Here is a 23890-nt window from a genome sequence, read left to right as displayed (position 1 = left end):
GAAAAAAGCTTGCAGCGCCCGCACAGCAAGTGCGGGCAGCTATGAAAACAATAGCCTCAGGCGGGCGTGGGAATGTCGAACACCTGGCGCAGGTAGGCGAGATATTTCTCGTCGTCGCACATGTTCTTGCCAGGGGCGTCGGAGAGCTTGGCCACGGGCTGGCCGTTGCAGCGCGTCATCTTGACGACGATCTGCAGCGGCTCGTAGCCCAGGTCGTTGGTCAGGTTGGTGCCGATGCCGAAGGCGAGCTGGCAGCGGCCGTGGAACTGGCGGTGCAGCTCCACGATGCGCGGCACGGTGAGCGCGTCGCTGAAGATCAGCGTCTTGGTCAGCGGGTCGACGCGGTTGTTGCGGTAGTGCTCCAGCAGGCGCTCGCCCCAGGCGAAGGGGTCGCCGCTGTCGTGGCGCGCGCCGTCGAACAGCTTGCAGAAGTACAGGTCGAAGTCGCGCAGGAAGGCGCTCATGCCGTACACGTCCGACAGCGCGATCCCTAAGTCGCCGCGGTATTCCTTGGCCCACATCTCGAAGCCGAAGACCTGGCTGTCGCGCAGGCGCGGGCCCAGCGACTGGCAGGCCTGCAGGTACTCGTGCGCCATGGTGCCCAGCGGCGTCAGACCCAGCTTCATCGCGTAGAGCACGTTGCTCGTGCCCGCGAACTGCCCCGGCGCGCCGCTGCGCTGCTCGTGCACGCCCAGGCGCGCGCACAGCACGCGCAGCACCTCCTCGTGCCAGGCGCGGGAAAAGCGCCGGCGGGTGCCGTAGTCGGCAATCTTGAGGTCTTCCAGGCCGTGCTCGTGAAGCTGCGCGATCTTGGCGTCCAGCCGCTGGCGGCCCTCGGGAAAGGCCGGCACTTTCTGGGTGTTGCGGAAATAGACCTCGTTGACGATGGCCAGCACCGGAATCTCGAACAGGATGGTGTGCAGCCAGGGCCCGGTGATGGTGATGTCGATTTCGCCCGAGGGCAGCGCGCTCACGCGGATGTACTTCTCGTTGAGGCGGAACAGCCCCAGGAAATCGACGAAGTCGCTCTTGATGAAGCGCAGGGAGCGCAGGTAGGCCAGCTCGGCGTCCTGGAACTGCAGGCTGCACAGCGCACGGATCTCGTCGCGGATCTCGCTCACGTAGGGCGCGAGCTGCACGCCCGGGTTGCGGCATTTGAAACGGTATTCGACCTGGGCGCCGGGGAACTGGTGCAGCACTACCTGCATCATGGTGAATTTGTACAGGTCGGTGTCGAGCAGGCTGGTGATGATCATGGATACGCGCGTGCCGGCGGCCGCGGTGCTGTAGGGGATTTGTCTCTCTGCCCCGATTCTGTCACCAACGCATAACCCCCGTTCAGGCGGGCATGCGCAACCCTTCGAGCACCTCGCGCAGCCGGGGCGGCAGCGGGCGCGGGCGGCGGTCGTCGCGCCCCACGTAGACATGGATGAAATGGCCGCAGGCGGCGCTCATCGGCGCGCCCTGCGCGAACAGGCCGACCTCGTAGCGCACGCTGCTCTCGCCCAGCCGCGCCACGCGCAGGCCCGCCTCGATGGTCTGCGGGAAGGCCAGCGGCGCGAAATAGTTGCACTGGGTCTCGATGACCAGGCCGATCGTCTCGCCCTGGTGGATGTCCAGCGCCCCCTGCTCGATCAAGTAGGCGTTCACGGCCGTGTCGAACCAGCTGTAGTAGACGACGTTGTTCACGTGGCCGTAGACGTCGTTGTCCATCCAGCGGGTGCCGATGGCGCGGAAGACGCGGTAGGCGTCACGCGGCTGCGCCATGGGGCGCGGCGCGGCGGGCGAAGGAGCGAGGGGCGCATTCATGGGCCCTGGATTCTGCCAGCGCCGGACATGCGCGGCCGCCCGCCTTGCGCCAGCAGGCATAGGGGCCATATTGGGGTGTCGCCCCTAAAAATGCTGCAATGCAACAAAAAGGGCTTGCATCTGCGGGCCGCTTCCCTAAAATTCGCTCCATGCTGCACTGCAACATGACTCGAGAGGTCAGTCAGGGCAGAAGTCTCAACCCGCCCGCGAGGGCCTTCCATCTGGAGATCTGACATGTCGCTGACCCCTGAACAAGTTCTGGCCGCCCACAAAGCCAACCTCGAAACCCTGTTCGGCCTGACGAACAAGGCCTTCGAAGGCGTCGAGAAGCTCGTCGAGCTGAACGTGACCGCCTCCCGCGCCGCCCTGTCGGAAGTGTCTTCCCACACCCAGGCCGTGCTGTCCGCCAAGGACGCACAAGAGCTGCTGTCGCTGCAAGCCAACCTGTTCCAGCCCCTGGCCGAGAAGACCCTGGCCTACAGCCGCCACCTGTACGAAATCGCCTCCGGCACCGGCGCCGAGTTCGGCAAGGCCTTCGAAGCCCAGGCCGCTGAAGCCCAGCGCACCTTCGGCAACCTGGTGGACACCGCCGCCAAGAACGCCCCCGCCGGTTCCGAAACCACCGTGGCCGTGTTCAAGAGCGCCGTTTCCGCCGCCAACAACGCCCTGGAGTCGGTGCAGAAGGCCGTCAAGCAAGCCAGCGACGTGGCCGAAGCCAACTTCAACGCCGTGGCCAGCAGCGCTGCCAACGCCGCCAAGACGGCCGTTGCCGCCGCTCCCCGCAAGCGCTGATCGCGTTAACCCCGCGGACCTTGATTTGCGAGGGTTTACCCCTATAATTTGATCAACTGCCTTGCGGCGTTCCCGCAAGGCACTCCGGTTGTCTCCTTGGATCCTCTCGAAACACCGTTTCAGGGATCCTTTCATAGCCCAGTCGCCTGACTGGGCTTTTTTTGCCTGCCGGCGTGCGCGGCACCGTCTTTTTCTTGCGTTATGCTGCGCCGCAATCAACCAGCCTACCCATGCAAGACGGAACACTGCTGGCGGCCGTGGACCTCGGGTCCAACAGCTTTCGCCTCGAAATCGGCCGCCTCGACCACGGGCACATCCTCCGCGTCGAATACCTCAAGGAAACCGTCCGCCAGGGCGGCGGACTGGACGAAGACCGCAACCTCACCCCCGCCGCCATGCAGCGCGGCTGGGACTGCCTGGCCCGCTTCGCGGAGCGCCTGTCGGGCTTCGAACGCGGCCACGTGCGCGCCGTCGCCACGCAGACGCTGCGCGAGGCCCGCAACCGCGAGGACTTCATCCGCCGCGGCAGCGAGATCCTGGGCTTTCCCATCGACGTGGTCTCCGGCCCCGAGGAGGCGCGGCTCATCTACCAGGGCGTCGCGCGCCTGCTGCCGCAGTCGGACGAGCGCCGGCTGGTGGTGGACATCGGCGGCCGCTCGACCGAGCTGATCCTGGGCCAGCAGTTCACGCCCAGCGCCGTGGCCTCCTACCGCGTGGGCAGCGTGGCCTGGTCGGCGCGCTATTTCGCCGACGGCGCGTTCACGCGCGAGGCCTTCCAGGCCGCCGAGATCGCCGCCCAGGCGGTGCTGGACGAGGCCGCCCAGGCCTACCGCAGCGACCTGTGGGACGTGGCCTATGGCTCGTCGGGCACGGTGGGCGCCGTCGGTTCCGTGCTCGCCGCGGCCGGCTGGGAGGAAGGGCGCATCACGCGCGACGGGCTGGACTGGTTGCTCGACCAGCTCCTGCGCGCACGCCATGCCGACCGCGTACGCATGGAAGGCCTCAAGGAGGACCGCCGCGCGGTGATCGGCGGCGGCGTGAGCATCGTGCGCGCGATCTTCGACTTGCTGCGCATCGACCAGATGACGGTGGCCCAGGGCGCGCTGCGCCAGGGCGCGCTCTACGACCTGCTGGACCGAGAGCAGCCCGGCACCGACCTGCGCACGGCCACCGTGCGCGCGCTCATGCTGCGCTTCGCGGTGGACGAGGCGCATGCCGAATGCGTGGCGCAGCTGGCCTGCCGCCTCTTCGCCCAGGCCGCGCCCGCCGGCAGCGAGCGTGCCGCGCGCAAGCTCGAATGGGCGGCCCGGCTGCACGAGATCGGCTGCCGCATCTCGCACAGCGACTACCACCGCCACGGCGCCTACATCCTCGACCACACCGACGCCGCCGGCTTCGCCCTGCCCGAGCTGCACCGCCTGAGCCTGCTGGTGCTGGGCCACCGCGGCAAGGTGCGCAAGCTGGAGGCCGACCTGGGCGACGCGGTGTTCGCGCTGCAACTCATGTGCCTGCGCACCGCCATCGCCCTGTGCCACGCGCGCCGCACGCCCGACGTGGAAGGGCTGGCCCTGCGGCTGGACGGCAACCGCTGCACCGTGCGCTCGCGCCAGGGCTGGGCCGCCGCCTATCCGCAGTCGGCCCACCTGCTGCGCGAGGAGGCGCAGGCCTGGCAGAAGACACCGTGGGAGTTCGTGGCCGAGCTGGCGTGATGGCGCGCCGGTTGAAAACGGTATAAACTGTTTATATCGTTTTCAACACCTCGACCATGTCCACCGCCACACCCGAAACGCCGCGCGCGCCGGCCACTCCCGCAGCCCCTGCCGCCAAGACCCGGGCGAAACCCAAGGCCGCCCCGCGCGCTGCGGCCAAGAAGGCCGCCCCGCCCGCACCGGCCCCGGCCCCCGCTCCCGCCGACAAGGACGCCAAGCCCCGCAAGCCCAAGCTGGTGCGCGACAGTTTCACGATCCCCAAGGACGAGTACGCGGCCATCGACACGCTCAAGCAACGCACGACGGCGCAAGCCCATCCCGCGAAAAAGAGCGAGCTGCTGCGCGCGGGCCTGAAGCTGCTGTCCGGCCTGGACGATGCGGCGCTGCTGGCAGCCCTGCAGGCCGTGCCGGCGATCAAGACCGGCCGCCCCAAGGCGTCGCGCAAATAACAGCCCAAATAGCCTCCAGCGCTTTTCCAGCAAGCGCAAGCAGCTATTGTTCCAGTAGCTAAAGGAAGTCCGGCGACTGCACCGCCATCAGCAGGGTTTCCTCGGTTTCCTGGCGCTGGCGGTGCCGCAGCCACCAGACGGCGCCCTTGCGGATGGCGCACAGGGGCGCCTGCAGCCCCAGTAGGCGCGCAGCGGTCTGGCCCAGCAGCGGCTGGTGGCCCACGACGAGCACGGCGCCCCGGGCACGCGGCCATTGGACCAGCTCCAGCAGTTCGTCGGGGCTGCCGCCCGGCAGCAGCTCGGCGCGCAGCTTGACCTTGCGGCCCAGCGCGCGCGCCGTCTGCTCGGTGCGCCGCGCGGGGCTGGCCAGCACGCGCAGCCCGTCGGGCAGCTGGCGGTCGAGCCAGACGGCCATGCGCGCGGCCTGCTTCTCGCCGCGGTGCGTGAGGGGCCGCTCCAGGTCCTCGCCCCCGTCGGGTGCGTTTTCCGCCTCCGCGTGGCGCCAGAGTATGAGATCCATCATGGTTGTCCGTGGTTTAGGGGCGGCGGCGCGTAGCGCGCCATGAGCGCGTTCTGCGCGCCCGTGCCGTCCAGGGCGCACGGCGCGCGCGTGTAGCGGCCGTCGCTCTGCAGCGTCCAGGCGTCGCGGTCGTCGTGCAGGTAGGCCACCAGGCACTCGTCGATGATGCGCTGGCGCAGCTTGCGGTCGGTGACGGGCCAGGCGATCTCCACGCGGCGCAGCATGTTGCGGTTCATCCAGTCGGCGCTGGACAGGTACAGATCCTCCTGCACGCCGCTGCGGAAATAGAACACCCGCGTGTGCTCCAGGAAGCGGCCGATGACGGAGCGCACGCGGATGTTGTCGGTCACGCCGGGCACCTGCGCCGGCAGCATGCAGGCACCGCGCACGATCAGGTCCACGCTGGCGCCGCGCCGGGCGGCGCGCACCAGCGCGTGGATCAGCGCCTCGTCGGTCAGCGCGTTCATCTTGGCGACGATGCGCCCGCCCTCGCCGCGCTCGGCCGCCAGCCCCGCGGCGTCGATCTTCTCGATCATGCGGCGCTGCAGGTCGAAGGGGGCCAGCACCAGCCGGCGCAGCTGCGGCAGGCGGTTCTGGTTGGCCAGGTGGTCGAAGACCGCGTCCATGTCGGCCGTGGTCTGCTCGTCGGCGGTGAGGTAGCTCAGGTCGGTGTACAGGCGCGCGGTGCGGGGGTTGTAGTTGCCGGTGGACAGGTGCCCGTAGCGGCGCAGGCCGCCGCCCTCGCGCCGGGTCACCAGCAGCATCTTGGCGTGGGTCTTGAGGCCCACCACGCCGTAGACCACCTGCGCGCCGATGGACTCCAGCGCCTCGGCCCAGTTGATGTTGGCCTCCTCGTCGAAGCGGGCCTTCAGTTCCACCACGGCCATCACCTCCTTGCCGCGGCGCACGGCCTCGCGCAGCAGCTCCATCAGCTCGGAATCGGCGCCGGTGCGGTAGATGGTCTGCTTGATGGCCAGCACCTGCGGGTCGCCCACGGCCTCGCGCAGGAAGGCCAGCACGCCGTCGAAGCTCTCGAACGGCTGGTGGATGAGCAGGTCGCGCCGGCGCAGCCGCGCCAGGATGGCGCCGGCCTGCGGCAGCTGCGCGGGCCACGCGGGCCGCCACGGAGGGAACAGCAGCGCCGGGTCGTTGACGAGGTCCACGAGCTGCCCCAGCCGCACCAGGTTGACGGGGCCGTGCACGCGGTACAGCGCCTCCGCCGGCAGCCCGAACTGCGACTGCAGGAAGTCCGCCAAGAAAGGCGAGCAGCCGGCCGACACCTCCAGCCGCACGGCCTGGCCGTAGTGGCGGTGCTGCAGCCCCTGGCGCAGCGCGGTGCGCAAATTGCGCACGTCCTCCTCGTCCACCGCCAGGTCCGAGTGGCGCGTGACGCGGAACTGCGAGAACTCATACACCTGCCGCCCCGGGAACAGGTCGGCCAGGTGGGTGCGGATGATGCTCGACAGGCTGACGAACTGCAGGCCCGCCGGCGCCACGTGCGCGGGCAGCCGCATGAGCCGCGGCAGGGCCCGGGGCACCTTGACGATGGCGATCTCGTTCTCGCGCCCGAAGGCGTCGCCGCCGCGCAGGCGCACGATGAAGTTCAGCGACTTGTTGGCCACCTGCGGGAACGGGTGCGCCGGGTCCAGCCCCACGGGGATCAGCAGCGGGCGCACCTCGCGCCGGAAATACTCACGCACCCAGCGCCGCTGCGCCGCCGTGCGCTCACCGTGGGAGACGATGCGGATGCCGCGCGCCGCGAACGCCGGGACCAGCGAATCGTTGTAGAGCGCGTACTGGCGCGCCACCAGCTCGTGCGCCTGGGCCGCCAGCGCCGCGAAGGAACCGGCGCTGTAGCCGCCCTTGGCGCTGCCCTCCTGGGCCGCGCCGAGGTGGGCCGCCGCCCGCACTTCGAAGAACTCGTCGAGGTTGGACGAAACGATGCACAGGTAGCGCAGGCGCTCGAGCAGCGGCACGTCCTCGCGCACCGCCCAGTCCAGCACCCGTTCGTTGAAGGCGAGGATGCTGCGGTCCCGGTCCAGCAGAGCCACGCGCGCGGTGGGCACGGCCGGCTTGGACGCCACGGGGCCCGCGCCCGCCTCGGCATCCACGGCATGTTCAGCGGAGGGCAAGGAGGGCAGCAGGGGCATCATGTCGGAAACCGGAGGACGGGCGATGCCGCCAGTATTGGTCGTTCTGGTGACAGCTTCATGACACGGACTTCTGTTTGTCATACAGGACGCCGCCGGGCGCCGGTTCACTGGCCCAGGAAATGCCGGCGGTAGCGCGACGGCAGGTCCGCCAGGCGCATGAGCATGGGCAGGTCGGCGGTGTTGAAATCCGGGTCCCACGCGGGGGCGCCCAGCACCTTGGTGCCCAGCCGCAGGTAGCCCTTGATGAGCGCGGGGGGCTCGACGTGCAGGCTGTCGTCCAGCCGCTCCACCGGCAGGGGCAGGCGCGGCAGCACGTGGTACTCGATGGGCGCCATGTGCGTCTGGCGCAGCTGCCGCCAGAGGCTGGCGGCCACGTCGCCGCTCACGATGCCGCCGTGCAGCATGGGAATGCTGGCGCAGCCGATCATGGTGTCGAGCCGGTTGCGCACCATGAAGTCGGCCAGCGCGCCCCACAGCGCCATGATCACGCCGCCCTGGCGGTGCTCCGCGTGCACGCAGCTGCGGCCCAGCTCCACCATGCGCTCGCGCAGGCCGCGCAGGCGGGTCAGGTCGAACTCGGTGTCGCTGTAGGTGCTGCCCACGCGGCGCGCCTGCGCGGGCGTGAGCACCCGGTAGGTGCCGACCACCTGGCGCGATGCCGCGTCGCGTACCAGCAGGTGCTCGCAGTAGTCGTCGAACAGGTCCACGTCGTGCCCGGGCAGCGGCGTCTGCAGCCGCGCGCCCATCTCCCGGGCGAAGACCTGGAACCTCAGCCGCTGCGCTTCGCGGACTTCATCGAGGTGCCGCGCCCACGCCACCTCCACGCCGCCGTGCGGCTGCGCACCGACGCCCAGACCCGGCGTGCCGCATGGGCGGTGAAGCGACCCCCTGGGCAGGCTGACGGGGCTCAGGGGCATGGTGGGATTAGGCAAGTCACTCATACGGCACTCCTTTGTGTGCAAGGCCGGCGCTCCCGGACCCTCGGTCCGCCAGGCCCCGCACCTCTTGCCAGGGACTGTGCCGGGCGGGCGTGACAGGGCGGTGTCGGCCGCATGTCCGTTCGATGACCGCCCGCGCCGCGCGGCGGAAGGTGTAAATCCTCTTGCCTCGGATGCAACAATTTGGTACAAATTAATGTTTTCCTCCACCCTCCCCCATCCCTTTCCTTTTTCACGGACGCCCGGTCCATGTCACTCCTGCCGGACGCCTTGGCGCTGGAGCCAGAGCAGTCTTCCACGATGGCGTTGCAGCGCATCCTGCGCGAGCAGCAGACCTTGCTGGACAGCGCGGGGGTGGGCATCGTCTTCATCCGCCACCGCGTGGTGGTGCGCTGCAACCAGCGCTATGCGGAAATCTTCGGGCTGTCCTGCACCGCCGAGGCCGTGGGGCGCAGCAGCGAGGGCATGCATCCCAACCGCGACGCCTTCCGGGAACTGGGGCGGGCCGCCTTCGCGGTGCTGTCGCAGGGGCAGGCCTTCCGCACCGAGCGCCAGATGCGGCGCAGCAACGGGCAGCTGTTCTGGGCCCACCTCACGGGCCGGCTGATCAACCCGCTGGACACCTCCGAAGGCTCGATCTGGATCGTCGATGACGTCGACGAGCAGAAGCGCTCCCAGGCCCTGCTCCATGCCGCCCTGCGGGAAAAGCAGGTGCTGTTCGACCACGCCATGGTGGGCATCGTGTTCCTGCGCGAGCGGCGCCTCACGCGCTGCAACCGCCATTTCGAGCAGATGCTGGGCTACGCGCCGGGCGAGTTGCTGGGCTTGTCCACGCGGCGCTGGTATCTGAGCGACGCCGACTGGGAGGAGGCCGGCCGCAAGTGCTACGCGCCCCTGGCCCAGGGCCTGAGCTTCGAGGGCGAGATGACGCTGCGCGCCAAGGACGGTCGGGCCATCGTATGCGAGGTGCGCAGCAAGGCCATCGACCCGCAGAACGTGGCCCAGGGCTCGATCTGGATCGCCATGGACATCAGCGAACGCCTGCGCATCCAGGCCGCGCTGGCGCAGATGCACGGCGACCTGGAGCAGCAGGTGCGCGACCGCACGCGCGAGCTGAGCGAGACGGTGCGCGACCTGCACCGCGAGATCCACGACCGCCAGCAGGACCAGGAGCGCATCTACTGGCTGGCGCACTACGACGCGCTCACCCGGCTGCCCAACCGCGTGCTGCTGGCCGAGCGCAGCCAGGAGGCCATCCGCCGCGCGCAGGAAAGCGGCAGCCCGCTGGCTGTGATGTTCCTGGACCTGGACAACTTCAAGCACGTGAACGATTCGCTGGGCCACCGGGTGGGCGACGCGCTGCTGGTGGAGATCGCCAAGCGCCTGCGCGGCATCGTGCGCGAGCGCGACACGGTCTCACGCCTGGGCGGCGACGAGTTCGTGCTGCTGCTGCCCGGCGCCAACGCCCAGGGCGCGGCCCGCGTGGCGGCCAAGGTGCAGGAGGCGGCGCGCCAGCCCTTCCAGATCGCGCACCACGAGCTGTGCGTGGCACCCTCGATGGGCATCTCGCTGTTCCCCGAGCACGGCAGCGACTTCGAGACGCTGATCCAGGCGGCGGACACGGCCATGTACCGCGCGAAGGCCGACGGGCGCAACGCCTTCCGCTTCTTCACGCCCGAGATGCAGGCCCAGTCCACGCGCGCGCTGCAGCTGGATAACGCCCTGCGCCGCGCGCTGGAGCGCGGGCAGTTCACGCTGCACTACCAGCCTCAGGTGTCCATCGCCACGGGCTCTGTGCGCAGCGTGGAGGCCCTGCTGCGCTGGAACCACCCCGACCTGGGCCAGGTGTCGCCGGGAGAGTTCATCCCCGTGGCCGAGGACAGCGGGCAGATCCTGCAGATCGGCGAATGGGTGCTGCGCACCGCACTGGTCCAGCTCACCGCCTGGCACGCGGCGGGCATGCCCTGGCTGACCATGGCGGTCAACCTCTCGGCCGTGCAGTTCCGCCAGCCCCAGTTCCTGGACCTGGTGGACCGCCTGCTGCAGGAATTCTCGGTGCCGGCCCACCTGCTGGAGCTGGAGCTGACCGAGGGCGTGGCGGTGGACGATCCGCATTCGGCCATGTCTACCATGGAGCAGCTCCATGCCAAGGGCGTGCGCCTGGCCATGGACGATTTCGGCACAGGCTATTCGTCGTTGAGCCAGCTCAAGCGCTTCCAGCTCTACAAGCTGAAGATCGACCAGTCCTTCGTGCGCGACCTGGACCACGACGGCAACGACCGCGCCATCGTCAGCGCCATCATCCGCATGGCCCAGGCCCTGGGCATGCGCACCACGGCCGAAGGGGTGGAGACGGCAGACCAGCTGGCCTACCTGCGCAGCCAGGGCTGCGACGAGGCCCAGGGCTACTACTTCAGCCCGCCGCTGCCGGCCGCCAACGTGGAGAGCTACCTGCTCCAGCGGCGCGGCTGAATCCAAGCCAAATCGGCCTCTAGCGCTTATCCAGCAAGCGCAAACAGCTCACTTTTCAGGAGCGATACATCAACCGGCTTTTGCCGCATCGGCCAGGCGCTGAGCACACCGGCTGGCCTGCGCACCGTCGCGCGCCTCCACCATGACGCGCAGCAGCGGCTCGGTGCCGCTGGCGCGCACCAGCACGCGGCCGTGGTCGCCCAGCTCGGCCTCCACGTCGCGGATGGCCTGGGCCAGCACGGGGTTGGCCTTCCAGTCCTGGCTGGGCGCCAGGCGCACGTTGAGCAGCACCTGCGGGAACAGCGGCACGTCGGCCAGCAGCTCGGCCAGCGTGCGTTCGCTGCGCACGCAGGCCTGCAGCACCTGCAGCGCGCTCACCAGCCCATCGCCGGTGGTGTGGCGGTCCAGCGCCAGCAGGTGGCCCGAGCCCTCGCCGCCCAGCAGCCAGCGCTGGCGCGCCAGCTCCTCCAGCACGTAGCGGTCGCCCACCTTGGCGCGCAGGAACTTCACGCCGCGCCGCACCAGGGCCTGCTCCACGGCCATGTTGGTCATCAGCGTGCCGACCACGCCGGGCACATGTTCGTCGCGGCCCAGGCGGTCGGAGGCCATGAGGTAGAGCAGCTCGTCGCCGTTGTACAGGCGCCCGGTGGCGTCCACCATCTGCAGGCGGTCGGCATCGCCGTCCAGCGCGATGCCGTAATCGGCATGGTTGGCCCGCACGGCGCGCACCAGCGCCTCGGGGTGCGTGGCACCCACGCCGTCGTTGATGTTGAAGCCGTCCGGCGCGCAGCCGATGGCGATCACCTCTGCGCCCAGTTCGTGGAACACCTTGGGCGCGATGTGGTAGGCCGCGCCATGGGCTGCGTCCACCACGATCTTGATGCCGCGCAGCGTGAGATCCGAAGCGAAGGTGCTCTTGCAGAACTCGATGTAGCGGCCTGCGGCGTCGTCGAGCCGGCGCGCCTTGCCCAGCGCGGCCGAGTCCACCCACGCGGGCGGCTGCGCGAGCATGGCCTCCACCTCCGCCTCCCAGGCATCGGGCAGCTTGGTGCCCCGGGCGCTGAAGAACTTGATGCCGTTGTCCGGATGGGGGTTGTGGCTGGCGCTGATGACCGCTCCCAGGCTGGCGCGCTGCGCCCGCGTGAGGTAGGCCACGCCGGGCGTGGGCAGCGGCCCGAGCAGCACCACGTCCACCCCGGCGGAGTTGAAGCCGGACTCCAGTGCGCTCTCCAGCATGTAGCCGGACACCCGCGTGTCCTTGCCGATCAACACCGTGGGCCGCTCCTGCGTGCGGCGCAGCACGCGCCCCACCGCATGGCCCAGGCGCAGCACGAAGTCGGGCGTGATGGGAGGCTGTCCCACCGTGCCGCGGATGCCGTCGGTGCCGAAGTAGGTGCGTGTCATGGGAGGGCTCCTCGTGTCGTTGTCGTAGGTTCTTCTTGCTGCATGGCGCGCCACACGGCTAGCGCCGCCACGGTGGCGCGCACGTCGTGCACGCGTACGATGCGCGCGCCCCGCTCCACCGCCAGCACGGCGGCGGCGACGCTGGGCACGAGGCGCTCCTCGACCGGCAGGCCGGTGACCGCGCCGAGCGACGACTTGCGCGACCAGCCGGCCAGCAGCGGGTAGCCCAGGTCCAGCAGCTCGCGCTGGCGGGCGAGCAGTGCGAAATTCTGCGCCACCGTCTTGCCGAAGCCGATGCCGCCGTCCAGCACGATGCGGGCCTTATCGACCCCCAGCGATTGCAGGGACTGCGCGGACAGCTCCAGAAACGATAGCACCTGAGGCACCACGTCGCCTTCCATGGGTGCCGCCTGCATGGTCTGCGGGTCGCGGTGCATGTGCATGAGGCACACCCCGCAGGCGGGGTGGCGCGCGACTGCCTCGGCCGCGCCCGGCTGACGCAGGGCCCAGATGTCGTTCACGATGTCGGCACCCAGGTTCAGCGCGGCCTGCATCACCTCGGGCTTGTAGGTATCGACCGATACGGGCACGCCGAGCCGCACGGCGCCGGCGACCACCGGCAGCACGCGGGCCAGTTCCTCCTGCAGAGGCACGGCCGGGCTGCCGGGGCGCGTGGATTCGCCGCCGATGTCCAGGATGTCGGCGCCCTCTTCCAGCAGTTGCTCGCAGTGCCGCAGCGCCGCCGCCGCGCCGGCATGCTGCCCGCCGTCGGAAAAGGAGTCGGGGGTGGCGTTGACGATGCCCATGACCTGCGGGCGCGCCAGGTCCACGGCGAAGCGGGAGGTCTGCCAGAGCATGGTCGTCGGAAAAGGAGGGAAAGAAAAACGGGGCGCAGGCCCCGTTTCCATGGTGTTGCGGCGAATCAGGCCGCCGAAGGCGCGGGATCGGGCTTCACGGCAGGCGTGCCGCCGCTCGTCCCGTCGCCGCCGGAGGGCGGCGTACGCGGTGTCCAATCCTTCGGAGGACGGGGCTCGCGGCCGGCCATGATGTCGTCGAGCTGCTCGGCGTCGATGGTTTCCCACTCCAGCATGGCCTTGGCCATGGCGTGCATCTTGTCCTGGTTGTCCTCGATGAGCTTGCGCGCCAGTGCGTACTGCTCGTCGATGATGCGGCGCACCTCGTCGTCCACCTTCTGCATGGTCTGCTCGCTCATGTTGGTGGTCTTGGTGACCGAGCGGCCCAGGAACACCTCGCCCTCGTTCTCGGCATAGACCATGGGGCCCAGGGCCTCGCTCATGCCGTACTTCATGACCATGTCGCGCGCCAGGTTGGTGGCGCGCTCGAAGTCGTTGGAAGCGCCCGTGGTCATCTGGTGCATGAACACTTCCTCGGCGATGCGGCCGCCGAAGAGCATGGCGATCTGGTTGAGCATGTACTCCTTGTCGTAGGAGTAACGGTCCTTCTCGGGCAGGCTCATGGTCACGCCCAGCGCACGGCCGCGCGGGATGATGGTGACCTTGTGCACCGGGTCGCATTTGGGCAGCAGCTTGCCGATCAGCGCGTGGCCCGCCTCGTGGTAGGCCGTGTTGCGGCGTTCCTCCTCGGGCATGACCATGGTCTTGCGTTCGGGGCCCATGATGATCTTGTCCTTGGCCTTCTCGAAGTCCTGCATCTCCACGGTGCGCGCATTGCGGCGCGCGGCCATCAGGGCGGCCTCGTTGCAGAGGTTGGCGAGGTCGGCGCCCGACATGCCCGGCGTGCCGCGCGCGATGATGCCGGGGTTCACGTCCTGGCCCACGGGAATCTTGCGCATGTGCACGCCCAGGATCTGTTCGCGTCCACGGATGTCGGGCAGCGTCACGTAGACCTGACGGTCGAAACGGCCGGGACGCAGCAGGGCCGCGTCGAGGATGTCGGGCCGGTTGGTCGCAGCCACGACGATCACGCCGAGGTTGGTCTCGAAGCCGTCCATCTCCACGAGCATCTGGTTCAGCGTCTGCTCGCGCTCGTCGTTGCCGCCGCCCAGGCCCGCGCCGCGCTGGCGGCCCACGGCATCGATTTCATCGATGAAGATGATGCAGGGGGCGTTCTTCTTGGCGTTCTCGAACATGTCGCGCACGCGGGCCGCGCCCACGCCGACGAACATTTCCACGAAATCGGAGCCGGAGATCGAGAAGAACGGCACCTTGGCCTCGCCCGCGATGGACTTGGCCAGCAACGTCTTGCCGGTGCCCGGAGGGCCGACCAGCAGCAGGCCGCGCGGAATGCGGCCGCCGAGCTTCTGGAATTTCTGCGGGTCCTTCAGGAAATCGACGACTTCCTTCACCTCTTCCTTGGCCTCGTCGCAGCCCGCGACGTCGGCGAAGGTGACGGTGTTGTTGTTCTCGTCGAGCATGCGCGCCTTGGACTTGCCGAAGCTGAACGCGCCGCCCTTGCCGCCGCCCTGCATCTGGCGCATGAAGTAGACCCACACGCCGATCAAGAGCAGCATCGGGCCCCAGCTCACGAGCAGGGTCATGAGCAGCGAGCCTTCCTCGCGCGGCTTGACGTCGAACTTGACGTTGTTGTTGATCAGGTCGCCCACGAGGCCGCGGTCCAGGTAGGTGGCCGTGGTGCGGATCTTGCGATCGTCGTTGGTCGTGGCGACGATCTCGGTGCCGCCCTGGCCTTCCTGAATGGTGGCGCTCTTGATGCGGTTGCTGCGCACTTCTTCCAGGAATTCCGAATAGCCCACGGTTCCGGCGCCCGCGGTGGCACGGGTGTCGAACTGTTTGAACACCGTGAACAGCACCATGGCGATGACCAGCCAGACGGCGACTTTTGAAAACCACTGATTGTTCAAGCGGAACTCCAGATTTCAGAAACGGATGGACAGCCACGACAGTGTCACGGCGGCGTCCTAGGGCATTTGGGGCGCATTTTAGGCTTTTCAATCCGGCAGGCCCTGCGATTAACCCCGCCCCGGGCCATGGTCAGGCGGGGTGCTTGAGGCCGATGCCCACCAGGAAGGTTTCGGAGGACTTGTCGCGCGACGCCTTGGGCTTGACGGGCTTGACCACGCGGAAGGTCTCCTTGAAGAGCTGCACCAGCTGCGTATAGCCGCTGCCGTGGAACAGCTTCACGACCAGCGCCCCCTCGGGCTTGAGGTGGTGCACGGCGAAATCCACGGCCAGTTCGATCAGGTGCGCGATGCGCACCGCGTCCACCGATTCCACGCCCGAGAGGTTGGGCGCCATGTCGGACACCACCACATCCACCGCGCGGCCCTGCACCGCCTCCTGCAGGCGCGCGAGCACCTCCTCTTCGCGGAAGTCGCCCTGCAGGAAGGTCACGCCCTCGATGGGCTCCATGGGCAGGATGTCCAGCGCGATGATGGCTCCGTCGAGCCTTCCCGCGGCCGCACCGCCCGGCGCGAGGCGGCGGCGCACGTACTGGCTCCAGGCGCCGGGGCTGCTGCCCAGGTCCACCACCACGTGGCCGGTCCGGATGAGGCCGAACTGCTCGTCGATCTCCTTGAGCTTGTAGGCGGCGCGCGCGCGGTAGCCGTCCTTCTGCGCGGCTTTCACGTAAGGATCGTTGACGTGGTCGTTGAGCCACGCCTTGTTCACTTTTTTGCTTTTCGTCTGGGCTTTCATGTGATTGAGATAATACGGCCCATGCCCCAAATCCAACTGACGCCCGCCGAGCGCCGCGCACACCGCGCCGACGCCCACCACCTCGATCCCGTGGTCCTGATCGGCGGCGACGGCCTCACGCCCGCCGTGCAAAAGGAAATCGACGCGGCCCTGAACGCCCACGGCCTCATCAAGGTACGCGTGTTCGGCGACGACCGCGCGGCGCGCGAGGCCATGTACCAGAAGCTGGCCGACGACCTGAACGCCGCGCCCGTCCAGCACATCGGCAAGTTGCTCGTGCTCTGGCGCCCGATCCCGGCCAAGGAAAAGGCCGTCGATGAGGACCGCATGCCCGGTCCACGCGACGTGAAGGTGCTCAAGTTCAGCAAGCGCGCCGGCCAGAAGCCCGAGGTGAAGCAGTTGCGCGTGCTCGGCAACCAGCGCCTCACGGCGGGCGGCCAGATCAAGCGCGCCAAGCCCAAGCAGAAATCGGTGAAGAAGCGCCAGGCGGACTGACGTGACCGCCGCCCAACGGGTTGCCGCCCAGCGCCATGTGCTCTGCATGAAATGGGGCACCAAGTACGGCCCGGAGTACGTCAACCGCCTCTACGCCATGGTGCGCCGCCACCTGAGCGGCGAGTTCAACTTCGTCTGCCTGACCGACGACGGCACCGGCATCCGCCCCGAGGTGAAGTGCCTGCCCATTCCGCCCTTGAACCTGCACCTGGCGCCGGGCCAGCGCGACGGCGCGTGGAAGAAACTCACCACGTTCGAAGCCGACCTGCACGGCCTGCGCGGCACCGCGCTGTTCCTGGACGTGGACGTGGTGGTCGTCGGCTCGCTCGACGCATTCTTCGAGCAGCCGGGCGAGTTCCTCATCATCCACGACTACCCGCGCTTCTGGCGCTTCGGCCGGCGGATCACGGGCAACTCGTCGGTCTACCGCTTCGAGCTGGGTGCGCATGCCGACGTGCTCGCGTACTTCCGCGAGCACATGGACGAGGTGCAGGCGAACTACCGCAACGAGCAGACGTTCCTCTCGAAATTCCTGAACCGGCAGGGCAAGCTCTCGTACTGGCCCGAGGGCTGGTGCCCGAGCTTCAAGTACCACGGCATCCCGGCATGGCCCGCCAACTACTGGCACGAGCCTTTCGTGCCCGCCGGTGCGCGCATCATGATCTTCCACGGCGAATGCAACCCGCCCGATGCGCTGGCGGGGCGGCGCAACAAGCGCATGGGGTTCATCAAGCCAGCGAGTTGGGTCGACCGGCACTGGCGTGAGTGATGGCGCAAGTGATCAGACCAACTGCCTGCCTGTCAGCCGCGTGAGGATCGCCAGCGGACTCGCCTCCTTGTCGTAGGCGTGGTCGGCGGGCAGATGCAGCGTCTGCTCCAGCATGTACTGGCCCGACATGACCGCGTGCGTGGCCTGGTCCGAGAAGCACACCCACACCGATCCGGCGGGAAACGGCACCGTTTCCTGCGGGCTGCTCTGCTGGTACGCCATGTCACGCTTCATGCCGTCGTGCAGTTGCAGCATCAGATGGTCGTACTCGCTGCGCAAAGACTTGGTCACATGCAGCGCCTGCAGCACCTTGGCCTGCCATGCGGAATACGGCTTGGCCTTGGGCAGGAACGTGCGCGCCACCGTCTCGAAGGGCTCGCCCACGCGCCACACGCGCGGCACGCCGTCGGGATTGACGTTGGCGAACACGCGCAGGATGCGCTCGCCGTAGTTGGGGCGCGAGGGAAGGCGTCCACATGCAGGCGCCGGTCGTCGGCGCGCCAGGACTGCTGGCGGCTTTCCACCTGCATGGGACGGTAGCTGGTCGGCGCCATGCGCAGCGCGGAGGTGTAGTGGGGCAGCAGCGCATCGACCAGGCCCAGCGCCTGCTGGCGGAAGCGCCCGATCATGCCCGCCAGCAGGGCCTGCGTGGCGGCGTCGCCCGCCGCGCCCTTGAGGCTGCCGTCGACGTTCAGGCTGATGTTGCGCGCGCCGGGGTCGCGCACGTCGGGACGCAGCAGCGGGCGCTCCTCGGGCTGCAGTTCGAAGCCCAGGCTTGGAAAGAACAGCACCTTGCCGGCCTCCAGCGCCGCGCGCCAGGCGTCATTGCCCTGCACGGCCTGCCAGTCGCTGCCCTCGATACGGATGACCTGGGATTCCATGGCTAACTCCCTTGCTTCGCCGTCTTCCACAACGTGATGCCCGCGCACAGCCATTGGACGAAATACATGCCGCTGCCCACGCCGTGCCACAGCCGCAGATTCTCGCGCGCCACGATGCGCGGCGCCACGCCGTACTGCACCAGCAGGGCCAGCAGCAGGCCGAGGATCACAAAAACCATAGCTGCTTGCGCCCATTGTTCGGTCTTTTCGGCATGTTTTCGCTTGGAAAGCACCAGCAGGCAAGCGCAAGCCGCTATCGAAATGTAAGTCTGCGCCGCGAACAGCTTGGCCGCCATGTGGCCCGCCATGGCCGGCGTGGGCAGGTGCGCGAACAGCAGCGGCACGGCCACGAAGCCGATGGCCGACAGGCTGCCCCACCAGAGGGCGGCGGCCAGCACGGGCAGGCGTTCGTACATGCTCAGAGGTAGCTGACGGCCACCACTTCGTAGCGGCGCACGCCGCCCGGGGCCTGCACTTCGGCGGTGTCGCCCTCTTCCTTGCCGATGAGCGCGCGGGCGATGGGGCTGGAGACGTTGATGAGGCCCAGCTTCAGGTCGGCCTCGTCCTCGCCGACGATCTGGTACTTCACCGTGTCGCCGCTGTCCTCGTCCTCCAGTTCCACGGTGGCGCCGAAGACCACGCGGCCGCCCGCGTCGAGCGCCGAGGGGTCGATGATCTGCGCGGCGGAGAGCTTGCCCTCCACCTCCTGGATGCGGCCCTCGATGAAGCCCTGGCGGTCCTTGGCTGCCTCGTACTCGGCGTTCTCGCTCAAATCGCCCTGGGCACGCGCCTCGGCGATGGCGTTGATCACCGCGGGCCGGTCGACGGTCTTGAGGCGGTGCAGCTCTTCCTTGAGCTTCTCGGCGCCGCGCTTGGTGATGGGAATGGTGGCCATGGGAAAAAGTCTCCGTGAAAAGGAAACCGCCGCGCGTTGCCGGGCGGCGGTTTCAGTTCAGCGCTTGATTATGCCGCGTGCGGCGGCAAGATCAAGCCAGGCCGTCAGGCCAGTTGGGCATGCAGCTCCTGCACCGAGTACACATCGAGCTTGTCGAGGTACTTCATGCCTTCCACGGCCGCCTCGGCGCCGAAGATGGTCGTGAACGTCGTCACGCGCGCCAGCAGCGAGCTGGTGCGGATCTGGCGCGAATCGGCGATGGCGTTGCGGCGCTCTTCCACCGTGTTGATGACCATGGCGATTTCGCCCATCTTGATCATGTCCACGATGTGCGGGCGGCCCTCGGTCACCTTGTTGACCACCGTCACCGGCACGCCGGCCTCGGCGATGGCGGCCGCCGTGCCCTTGGTGGCCACGAGTTCGAAGCCCAGTTCCACCAGCTGGCGCGCGATCGCCACGGCGCGCGGCTTGTCGCCGTTCTTCACCGTCAGGAACACCTTGCCCGAGGTGGGCAGCTTGGTGCCCGCGCCGAGCTGGCTCTTGACGAACGCCTCGCCGAAGGTCTTGCCCACGCCCATGACCTCGCCCGTGGACTTCATCTCGGGGCCGAGGATGGTGTCGACGCCAGGGAACTTCACGAACGGGAACACGGCCTCCTTCACGCTGAAGTATGGCGGCGTCACTTCCTGCGTGATGCCTTGCGCCGCCAGCGTCTGGCCCGCCATGCAGCGCGCGGCCACCTTGGCGAGCTGGATGCCCGTGGCCTTGCTGACGAAGGGCACCGTGCGCGAAGCGCGCGGGTTCACTTCGAGCACGTAGATCACATCCTGGCCGTCCTTTTCCTGGATGGCGAACTGCACGTTCATCAGGCCGACCACGTTCAGCCCTTGCGCCATCGCGGCGGTCTGGCGCTTGAGTTCGTCGATGGTGGCCTGCTTGAGGTAGTACGGCGGCAGCGAGCACGCGGAGTCGCCCGAGTGCACACCCGCCTGCTCGATGTGCTCCATCACGCCGCCGATGAAGACCTTGCCCTCGGGGTCGCGCAGGCAGTCCACGTCGCACTCGATGGCGTCGTTCAGGAAGCGGTCGAGCAGCACGGGCGAGTCGTTGCTCACCTTCACGGCCTCGCGCATGTAGCGCTCCAGGTCGCGCTGCTCGTGCACGATTTCCATGGCACGGCCGCCCAGCACGTAGCTGGGGCGCACTACCAGGGGGTAGCCCAGCGCGGCGGCCTTTTCCAGCGCCTCGGACTCGGTGCGGGCCGTAGCGTTGGGCGGCTGGCGCAGGCCGAGGTCGTTGAGCAGCTTCTGGAAGCGCTCGCGGTCCTCGGCGGCATCGATCATGTCGGGCGAGGTGCCGATGATCGGCACGCCCTCGGCTTCCAAGCCCAGTGCCAGCTTCAAAGGCGTCTGGCCGCCGTACTGCACGATCACGCCCGCGGGCTTTTCCTTGTCCACGATCTCCAGCACGTCTTCGAGCGTGAGGGGCTCGAAATACAGGCGGTCTGAGGTGTCGTAGTCGGTCGAGACGGTCTCGGGGTTGCAGTTGACCATGATGGTCTCGTACCCGTCCTCGCGCATCGCCAGTGCCGCATGCACGCAGCAGTAGTCGAACTCGATGCCTTGGCCGATGCGGTTGGGCCCGCCGCCCAGCACCATGATCTTTTCTTGTCCGTGGGCGCTGCCTCGCACTCGTCCTCGTAGGTCGAGTACATGTAGGCCGTGTTGGTGGCGAACTCGGCCGCGCAGGTATCCACGCGCTTGTAGACCGGGCGCACGTTCAATGCGCGGCGGGCAGTGCGCACGGCCTTCTCGGTCGTCTTGAGCAGCTTGGCGAGGCGCCGGTCGGAGAAGCCCTTCTTCTTGAGCGCGCGCAGCGTGTCGGCATCCAGGGCGGCCAGCGCGGCATCGCCCTTTTCTTCCGCGAGCTTGTCCAGATCGAGTTCGATCTTCACGATCTCCTCGATCTGCACCAGGAACCACTTGTCGATCTTGGTGAGGTCGTGCACTTCATCGACGGACAGGCCCATGGCGAACGCATCGCCCACGTACCAGATGCGCTCGGGGCCGGGCTCGCCGAGTTCCTTCTCGAGCAGTTCGCGGTCCTGCGTCTTCTCGTTCATGCCGTCCACGCCCACTTCGAGGCCGCGCAGGGCCTTCTGGAACGATTCCTGGAACGTGCGGCCCATGGCCATGACCTCGCCCACGGATTTCATCTGCGTGGTCAGGCGGCTGTCGGCGGCGGGGAACTTCTCGAACGCGAAACGTGGAATCTTGGTGACCACGTAGTCAATGCTCGGCTCGAAGCTCGCGGGCGTCGCGCCGCCAGTGATCTCGTTCTTGAGTTCATCGAGCGTGTACCCCACGGCCAGCTTGGCCGCGACCTTGGCGATCGGGAAGCCCGTGGCCTTGGAAGCCAGCGCCGACGAACGCGACACGCGCGGGTTCATCTCGATCACGATCATGCGGCCGTCCTTCGGGTTCACCGAGAACTGCACGTTGGAGCCGCCCGTGTCCACGCCGATTTCGCGCAGCACCGCCAGCGACGCGTTGCGCATGATCTGGTATTCCTTGTCCGTCAGCGTCTGCGCCGGTGCCACGGTGATCGAGTCGCCGGTGTGCACGCCCATCGGGTCCAGGTTCTCGATGGAGCAGATGATGATGCAGTTGTCCGCCTTATCGCGCACCACCTCCATCTCGTACTCCTTCCAGCCGAGCAGCGATTCCTCGATCAGCAACTCGTTGGTCGGCGAGGCTTCCAGGCCGCGCTTGCAGATGGTTTCGAACTCTTCCGGGTTGTAGGCGATGCCGCCGCCCGTGCCGCCCAGCGTGAAGCTGGGGCGGATGACGGTGGGAAAGCCCACGTTCTTCTGCACGGCCCAGGCTTCGTCCATCGAATGCGCAATGCCCGAGCGCGCCGAGCCCAGGCCGATGCGCGTCATCGCGTCCTTGAACTTCAGGCGGTCCTCGGCCTTGTCGATGGCCTCGGGCGTGGCGCCGATCAGCTCGACCTTGTACTTGTGCAGCACCCCGTTGCGCCACAGGTCCAGTGCGCAGTTCAGCGCGGTCTGGCCGCCCATGGTGGGCAGGATGGCGTCGGGCCGCTCCTTGGCGATGATCTTCTCGACCGTCTGCCAGGTGATGGGCTCGATGTAGGTCACGTCGGCCGTGGCCGGGTCGGTCATGATCGTGGCGGGGTTGCTGTTGATCAGGATGACGCGGTAGCCTTCCTCGCGCAGCGCCTTGCAGGCCTGTACGCCGGAGTAGTCGAACTCGCACGCCTGGCCGATGATGATCGGGCCGGCGCCGATGATGAGGATGCTCTTGATGTCTGTGCGTTTTGGCATGGTGTATCGGTTCAGTCGGTGGCGGCGGAAACTGCCACGGGGCGCCGTGCGTCAAGCCGGTCCAGCAGCGCCTGGGCGCGCTCGGCGGGCAGGTTCTTCTGCATGAGCTGGATCAGGCCATCGCCCTGCACCAGCGGGCGCAGCACCTCGGCTTCGGCCTCGTAGAAGGTCACGCCCCATTCGCGCAGGCCTTCGGCGAAGGTGGCGTTATCCCAGGTCTTGCCCTTGGCGATCAGCGTGACCAGCGGCATGGCCTTGTTCTCCACGAACGCCTTCTTGTAGGGCTTTTGCTGCCAGCGTTCGGCGAACCATTCGCGGTGCGGCGCGGGCAGCGTGAGCATGCGCTTGTGGATCGCCTTCTCGAGCGCCGCGGCCGGGAAGCTGAAGAGTTTCATGGCGCCAGGATTTCCTTCACTTGGCCTTGGCAGCCTGCATGAGCGCCGTGAAGCGGTCGAACAGGTAGGCGATGTCGTGCGGGCCCGGCGAGGCCTCGGGGTGGCCCTGGAAGCAGAAGGCGGGCTTGTCCTTGTGCTCCAGCCCCTGCAGCGTGCCGTCGAACAGGCTGATGTGGGTAGCGCGCAGCGTCTCGGGCAGCGTGGCCATGTCCACCGCGAAACCGTGGTTCTGGCTCGTGATGCTGACACGGCCGCTGTCCAGGTCCTTCACGGGATGGTTGGCGCCGTGGTGGCTGTTGTCCATCTTGAAGGTCTTGGCACCAGCGGCCAGCGCCATGATCTGGTGCCCCAGACAGATGCCGAAGGTGGGCACGCCGCTGGCAACGATCTGCTGCACGGCCGCGATGGCATAGGCGCAGGCAGCCGGGTCGCCGGGGCCGTTGGACAGGAACACGCCATCGGGATTCATCGCCAGGACGTCGGCCGCGGGTGTCTGCGCCGGCACCACGGTGAGCTTGCAGCCGCGCTCGGCCAGCATGCGCAGGATGTTCAGCTTCACGCCGTAGTCGTAAGCCACCACATGGAAGCGCGGCGCGTCCTGCGTGCCGTAGCCCTCGCCCAGTTTCCACTCGGTCTGGTCCCAGGCGTAGGTGGCGGACGTGCTCACGACCTTGGCCAGGTCCAGGCCGTTCATGCTCGGCGCGGCCTGGGCGGCCGCCACGGCTTCGTCGATGCGCGCCTGCGTCACGGCTTCGCCCAGGGCCAGCCCGACGATGACGCCGTTCTGCGCCCCCTTCTCACGCAACAGGCGGGTCAGCTTGCGCGTGTCGATGTTGGCGATGGCCACCGTGTCGGTGCGCACGAGGTACTGGGACAGGGTCTCGGCCTGGCGGAAGTTGCTCGCGACCAGGGGCAGGTCCTTGATGACGAGGCCTGCGGCATGGACCTTGTCGGCCTCGATGTCCTCGCTGTTGACGCCGTAGTTGCCGATGTGCGGATACGTCAGGGTGACGATCTGCTGGCAGTAGCTGGGGTCGGTGAGGATTTCCTGGTAGCCGGTGATGGCGGTGTTGAACACCACTTCGCCGACGGTGGTGCTGGTGGCACCGATCGAGTTGCCGATAAAGACCGTGCCGTCTGCAAGCGCCAGGATGGCGGGAGGGAAGGTTCCCTTGAGAGACAAAAGCACTGGGTTCTCCGATGGGTTGCGGGTCGCCCGGGAGCCCTC

The 23890-nt window shown here is 68.0% G+C and carries 19 protein-coding genes and 2 pseudogenes; 6 read left to right on the top strand and 15 right to left on the bottom strand.

The genetic code is table 11. The annotated features are described in order from the left end of the window. Window positions 1–56: 56 nt before the first annotated feature. Together pncB and AAG689_RS04785 are read right to left on the bottom strand one after the other, a co-directional pair. Window positions 57–1256 (bottom strand): nicotinate phosphoribosyltransferase, encoded by a 1200-nt coding sequence (pncB, locus tag AAG689_RS04790; protein WP_020231011.1) that lies wholly within the window; start codon window positions 1254–1256, stop codon window positions 57–59. An 82-nt stretch (window positions 1257–1338) separates the two neighbouring features. After that, entirely contained in the window at window positions 1339–1809 is a 471-nt protein-coding gene (locus tag AAG689_RS04785) for a thioesterase family protein (protein ID WP_020231012.1), read from the bottom strand. Window positions 1810–2043: 234 nt separating this feature from the next. Here AAG689_RS04785 and AAG689_RS04780 point away from each other — a divergent pair, with 234 nt between their 5' ends. From AAG689_RS04780 to AAG689_RS04770, 3 genes are all read left to right on the top strand, one after another. Beyond that, window positions 2044–2601: a phasin family protein gene (locus tag AAG689_RS04780; protein WP_020231013.1), complete on the top strand. Its 558-nt coding sequence runs from the start codon at window positions 2044–2046 to the stop codon at window positions 2599–2601. A gap of 230 nt (window positions 2602–2831) precedes the next feature. Beyond that, window positions 2832–4310 (top strand): exopolyphosphatase, encoded by a 1479-nt coding sequence (ppx, locus tag AAG689_RS04775; protein ID WP_406624957.1) that lies wholly within the window; start codon window positions 2832–2834, stop codon window positions 4308–4310. Between the two features lie 56 nt (window positions 4311–4366). After that, window positions 4367–4759, top strand: coding sequence for a hypothetical protein (locus tag AAG689_RS04770; protein WP_406624956.1), 393 nt, complete (start codon window positions 4367–4369; stop codon window positions 4757–4759). A 58-nt stretch (window positions 4760–4817) separates the two neighbouring features. Here AAG689_RS04770 and AAG689_RS04765 read toward each other — a convergent pair whose 3' ends face one another. From AAG689_RS04765 to AAG689_RS04755, 3 genes are all read right to left on the bottom strand, one after another. Beyond that, window positions 4818–5282: a SixA phosphatase family protein gene (locus tag AAG689_RS04765; RefSeq protein WP_406624955.1), complete on the bottom strand. Its 465-nt coding sequence runs from the start codon at window positions 5280–5282 to the stop codon at window positions 4818–4820. Then, window positions 5279–7432, bottom strand: coding sequence for a polyphosphate kinase 1 (gene ppk1 / locus AAG689_RS04760; protein WP_406624954.1), 2154 nt, complete (start codon window positions 7430–7432; stop codon window positions 5279–5281). Before ppk1 ends, AAG689_RS04765 begins: the two co-directional genes overlap by 4 nt. Window positions 7433–7536: 104 nt before the next feature. Beyond that, window positions 7537–8373 (bottom strand): GNAT family N-acetyltransferase, encoded by an 837-nt coding sequence (locus AAG689_RS04755; RefSeq protein ID WP_406624953.1) that lies wholly within the window; start codon window positions 8371–8373, stop codon window positions 7537–7539. Window positions 8374–8619: 246 nt separating this feature from the next. Here AAG689_RS04755 and AAG689_RS04750 point away from each other — a divergent pair, with 246 nt between their 5' ends. Further along, the gene (locus tag AAG689_RS04750) at window positions 8620–10842 is read left to right on the top strand and encodes an EAL domain-containing protein (RefSeq protein WP_406624952.1); all 2223 of its coding nucleotides are present in this window, start codon (window positions 8620–8622) and stop codon (window positions 10840–10842) included. Between the two features lie 69 nt (window positions 10843–10911). On the opposite strand, the gene glmM is transcribed toward AAG689_RS04750, so the two are convergent. The 4 genes from glmM to AAG689_RS04730 all read right to left on the bottom strand — a co-directional run bounded on the left by glmM (window position 10912) and on the right by AAG689_RS04730 (window position 15881). Continuing rightward, window positions 10912–12246: a phosphoglucosamine mutase gene (gene glmM / locus AAG689_RS04745; RefSeq protein ID WP_406624951.1), complete on the bottom strand. Its 1335-nt coding sequence runs from the start codon at window positions 12244–12246 to the stop codon at window positions 10912–10914. Beyond that, window positions 12243–13103: a dihydropteroate synthase gene (gene folP, locus AAG689_RS04740; protein WP_406624950.1), complete on the bottom strand. Its 861-nt coding sequence runs from the start codon at window positions 13101–13103 to the stop codon at window positions 12243–12245. The genes glmM and folP overlap by 4 nt, the downstream gene beginning before the upstream one ends. Window positions 13104–13168: 65 nt before the next feature. Continuing rightward, on the bottom strand, window positions 13169–15088 hold the full coding sequence (gene ftsH / locus AAG689_RS04735) for an ATP-dependent zinc metalloprotease FtsH (RefSeq protein ID WP_406624949.1): 1920 nt from the start codon (window positions 15086–15088) through the stop codon (window positions 13169–13171). Between the two features lie 130 nt (window positions 15089–15218). After that, window positions 15219–15881, bottom strand: coding sequence for an RlmE family RNA methyltransferase (locus tag AAG689_RS04730; protein ID WP_406624948.1), 663 nt, complete (start codon window positions 15879–15881; stop codon window positions 15219–15221). Between the two features lie 21 nt (window positions 15882–15902). Here AAG689_RS04730 and AAG689_RS04725 point away from each other — a divergent pair, with 21 nt between their 5' ends. Both AAG689_RS04725 and AAG689_RS04720 read left to right on the top strand, forming a co-directional pair. Continuing rightward, entirely contained in the window at window positions 15903–16376 is a 474-nt protein-coding gene (locus tag AAG689_RS04725) for a YhbY family RNA-binding protein (protein ID WP_020231024.1), read from the top strand. Window positions 16377–16422: 46 nt separating this feature from the next. Continuing rightward, complete coding sequence (locus AAG689_RS04720; protein WP_406626292.1) at window positions 16423–17145, top strand: glycosyltransferase; 723 nt, start codon at window positions 16423–16425, stop codon at window positions 17143–17145. A 12-nt stretch (window positions 17146–17157) separates the two neighbouring features. On the opposite strand, the pseudogene AAG689_RS04715 reads toward AAG689_RS04720, so the two are convergent. The 6 genes and pseudogenes from AAG689_RS04715 to carA all read right to left on the bottom strand — a co-directional run bounded on the left by AAG689_RS04715 (window position 17158) and on the right by carA (window position 23851). Then, a pseudogene (locus tag AAG689_RS04715) lies at window positions 17158–18026 on the bottom strand (Kdo hydroxylase family protein). 2 nt (window positions 18027–18028) lie between these two features. Next, window positions 18029–18442, bottom strand: coding sequence for a DUF4149 domain-containing protein (locus tag AAG689_RS04710; protein ID WP_406624947.1), 414 nt, complete (start codon window positions 18440–18442; stop codon window positions 18029–18031). 2 nt (window positions 18443–18444) lie between these two features. Then, window positions 18445–18921 carry a transcription elongation factor GreA gene (greA, locus tag AAG689_RS04705; protein ID WP_406624946.1) on the bottom strand — a complete coding sequence of 159 codons (477 nt, stop codon included), beginning with the start codon at window positions 18919–18921 and terminating at the stop codon, window positions 18445–18447. A 104-nt stretch (window positions 18922–19025) separates the two neighbouring features. Beyond that, a pseudogene (carB, locus tag AAG689_RS04700) lies at window positions 19026–22267 on the bottom strand (carbamoyl-phosphate synthase large subunit). An 11-nt stretch (window positions 22268–22278) separates the two neighbouring features. Then, window positions 22279–22662: a hypothetical protein gene (locus AAG689_RS04695; RefSeq protein WP_406624945.1), complete on the bottom strand. Its 384-nt coding sequence runs from the start codon at window positions 22660–22662 to the stop codon at window positions 22279–22281. A gap of 16 nt (window positions 22663–22678) precedes the next feature. Continuing rightward, window positions 22679–23851 (bottom strand): glutamine-hydrolyzing carbamoyl-phosphate synthase small subunit, encoded by a 1173-nt coding sequence (gene carA / locus AAG689_RS04690; protein ID WP_406624944.1) that lies wholly within the window; start codon window positions 23849–23851, stop codon window positions 22679–22681. Between the last annotated feature and the right edge of the window lie 39 nt (window positions 23852–23890).

Origin of the sequence: Acidovorax sp. SDU_ACID1 (assembly GCF_045291395.1) — a bacterium.
In the GTDB taxonomy this organism is placed as follows: Bacteria; Pseudomonadota; Gammaproteobacteria; order Burkholderiales; family Burkholderiaceae_C; genus MR-S7.
Note: the sequence above shows the minus strand (reverse complement) of the source record. Positions and strands in the feature narration are given on the sequence as shown.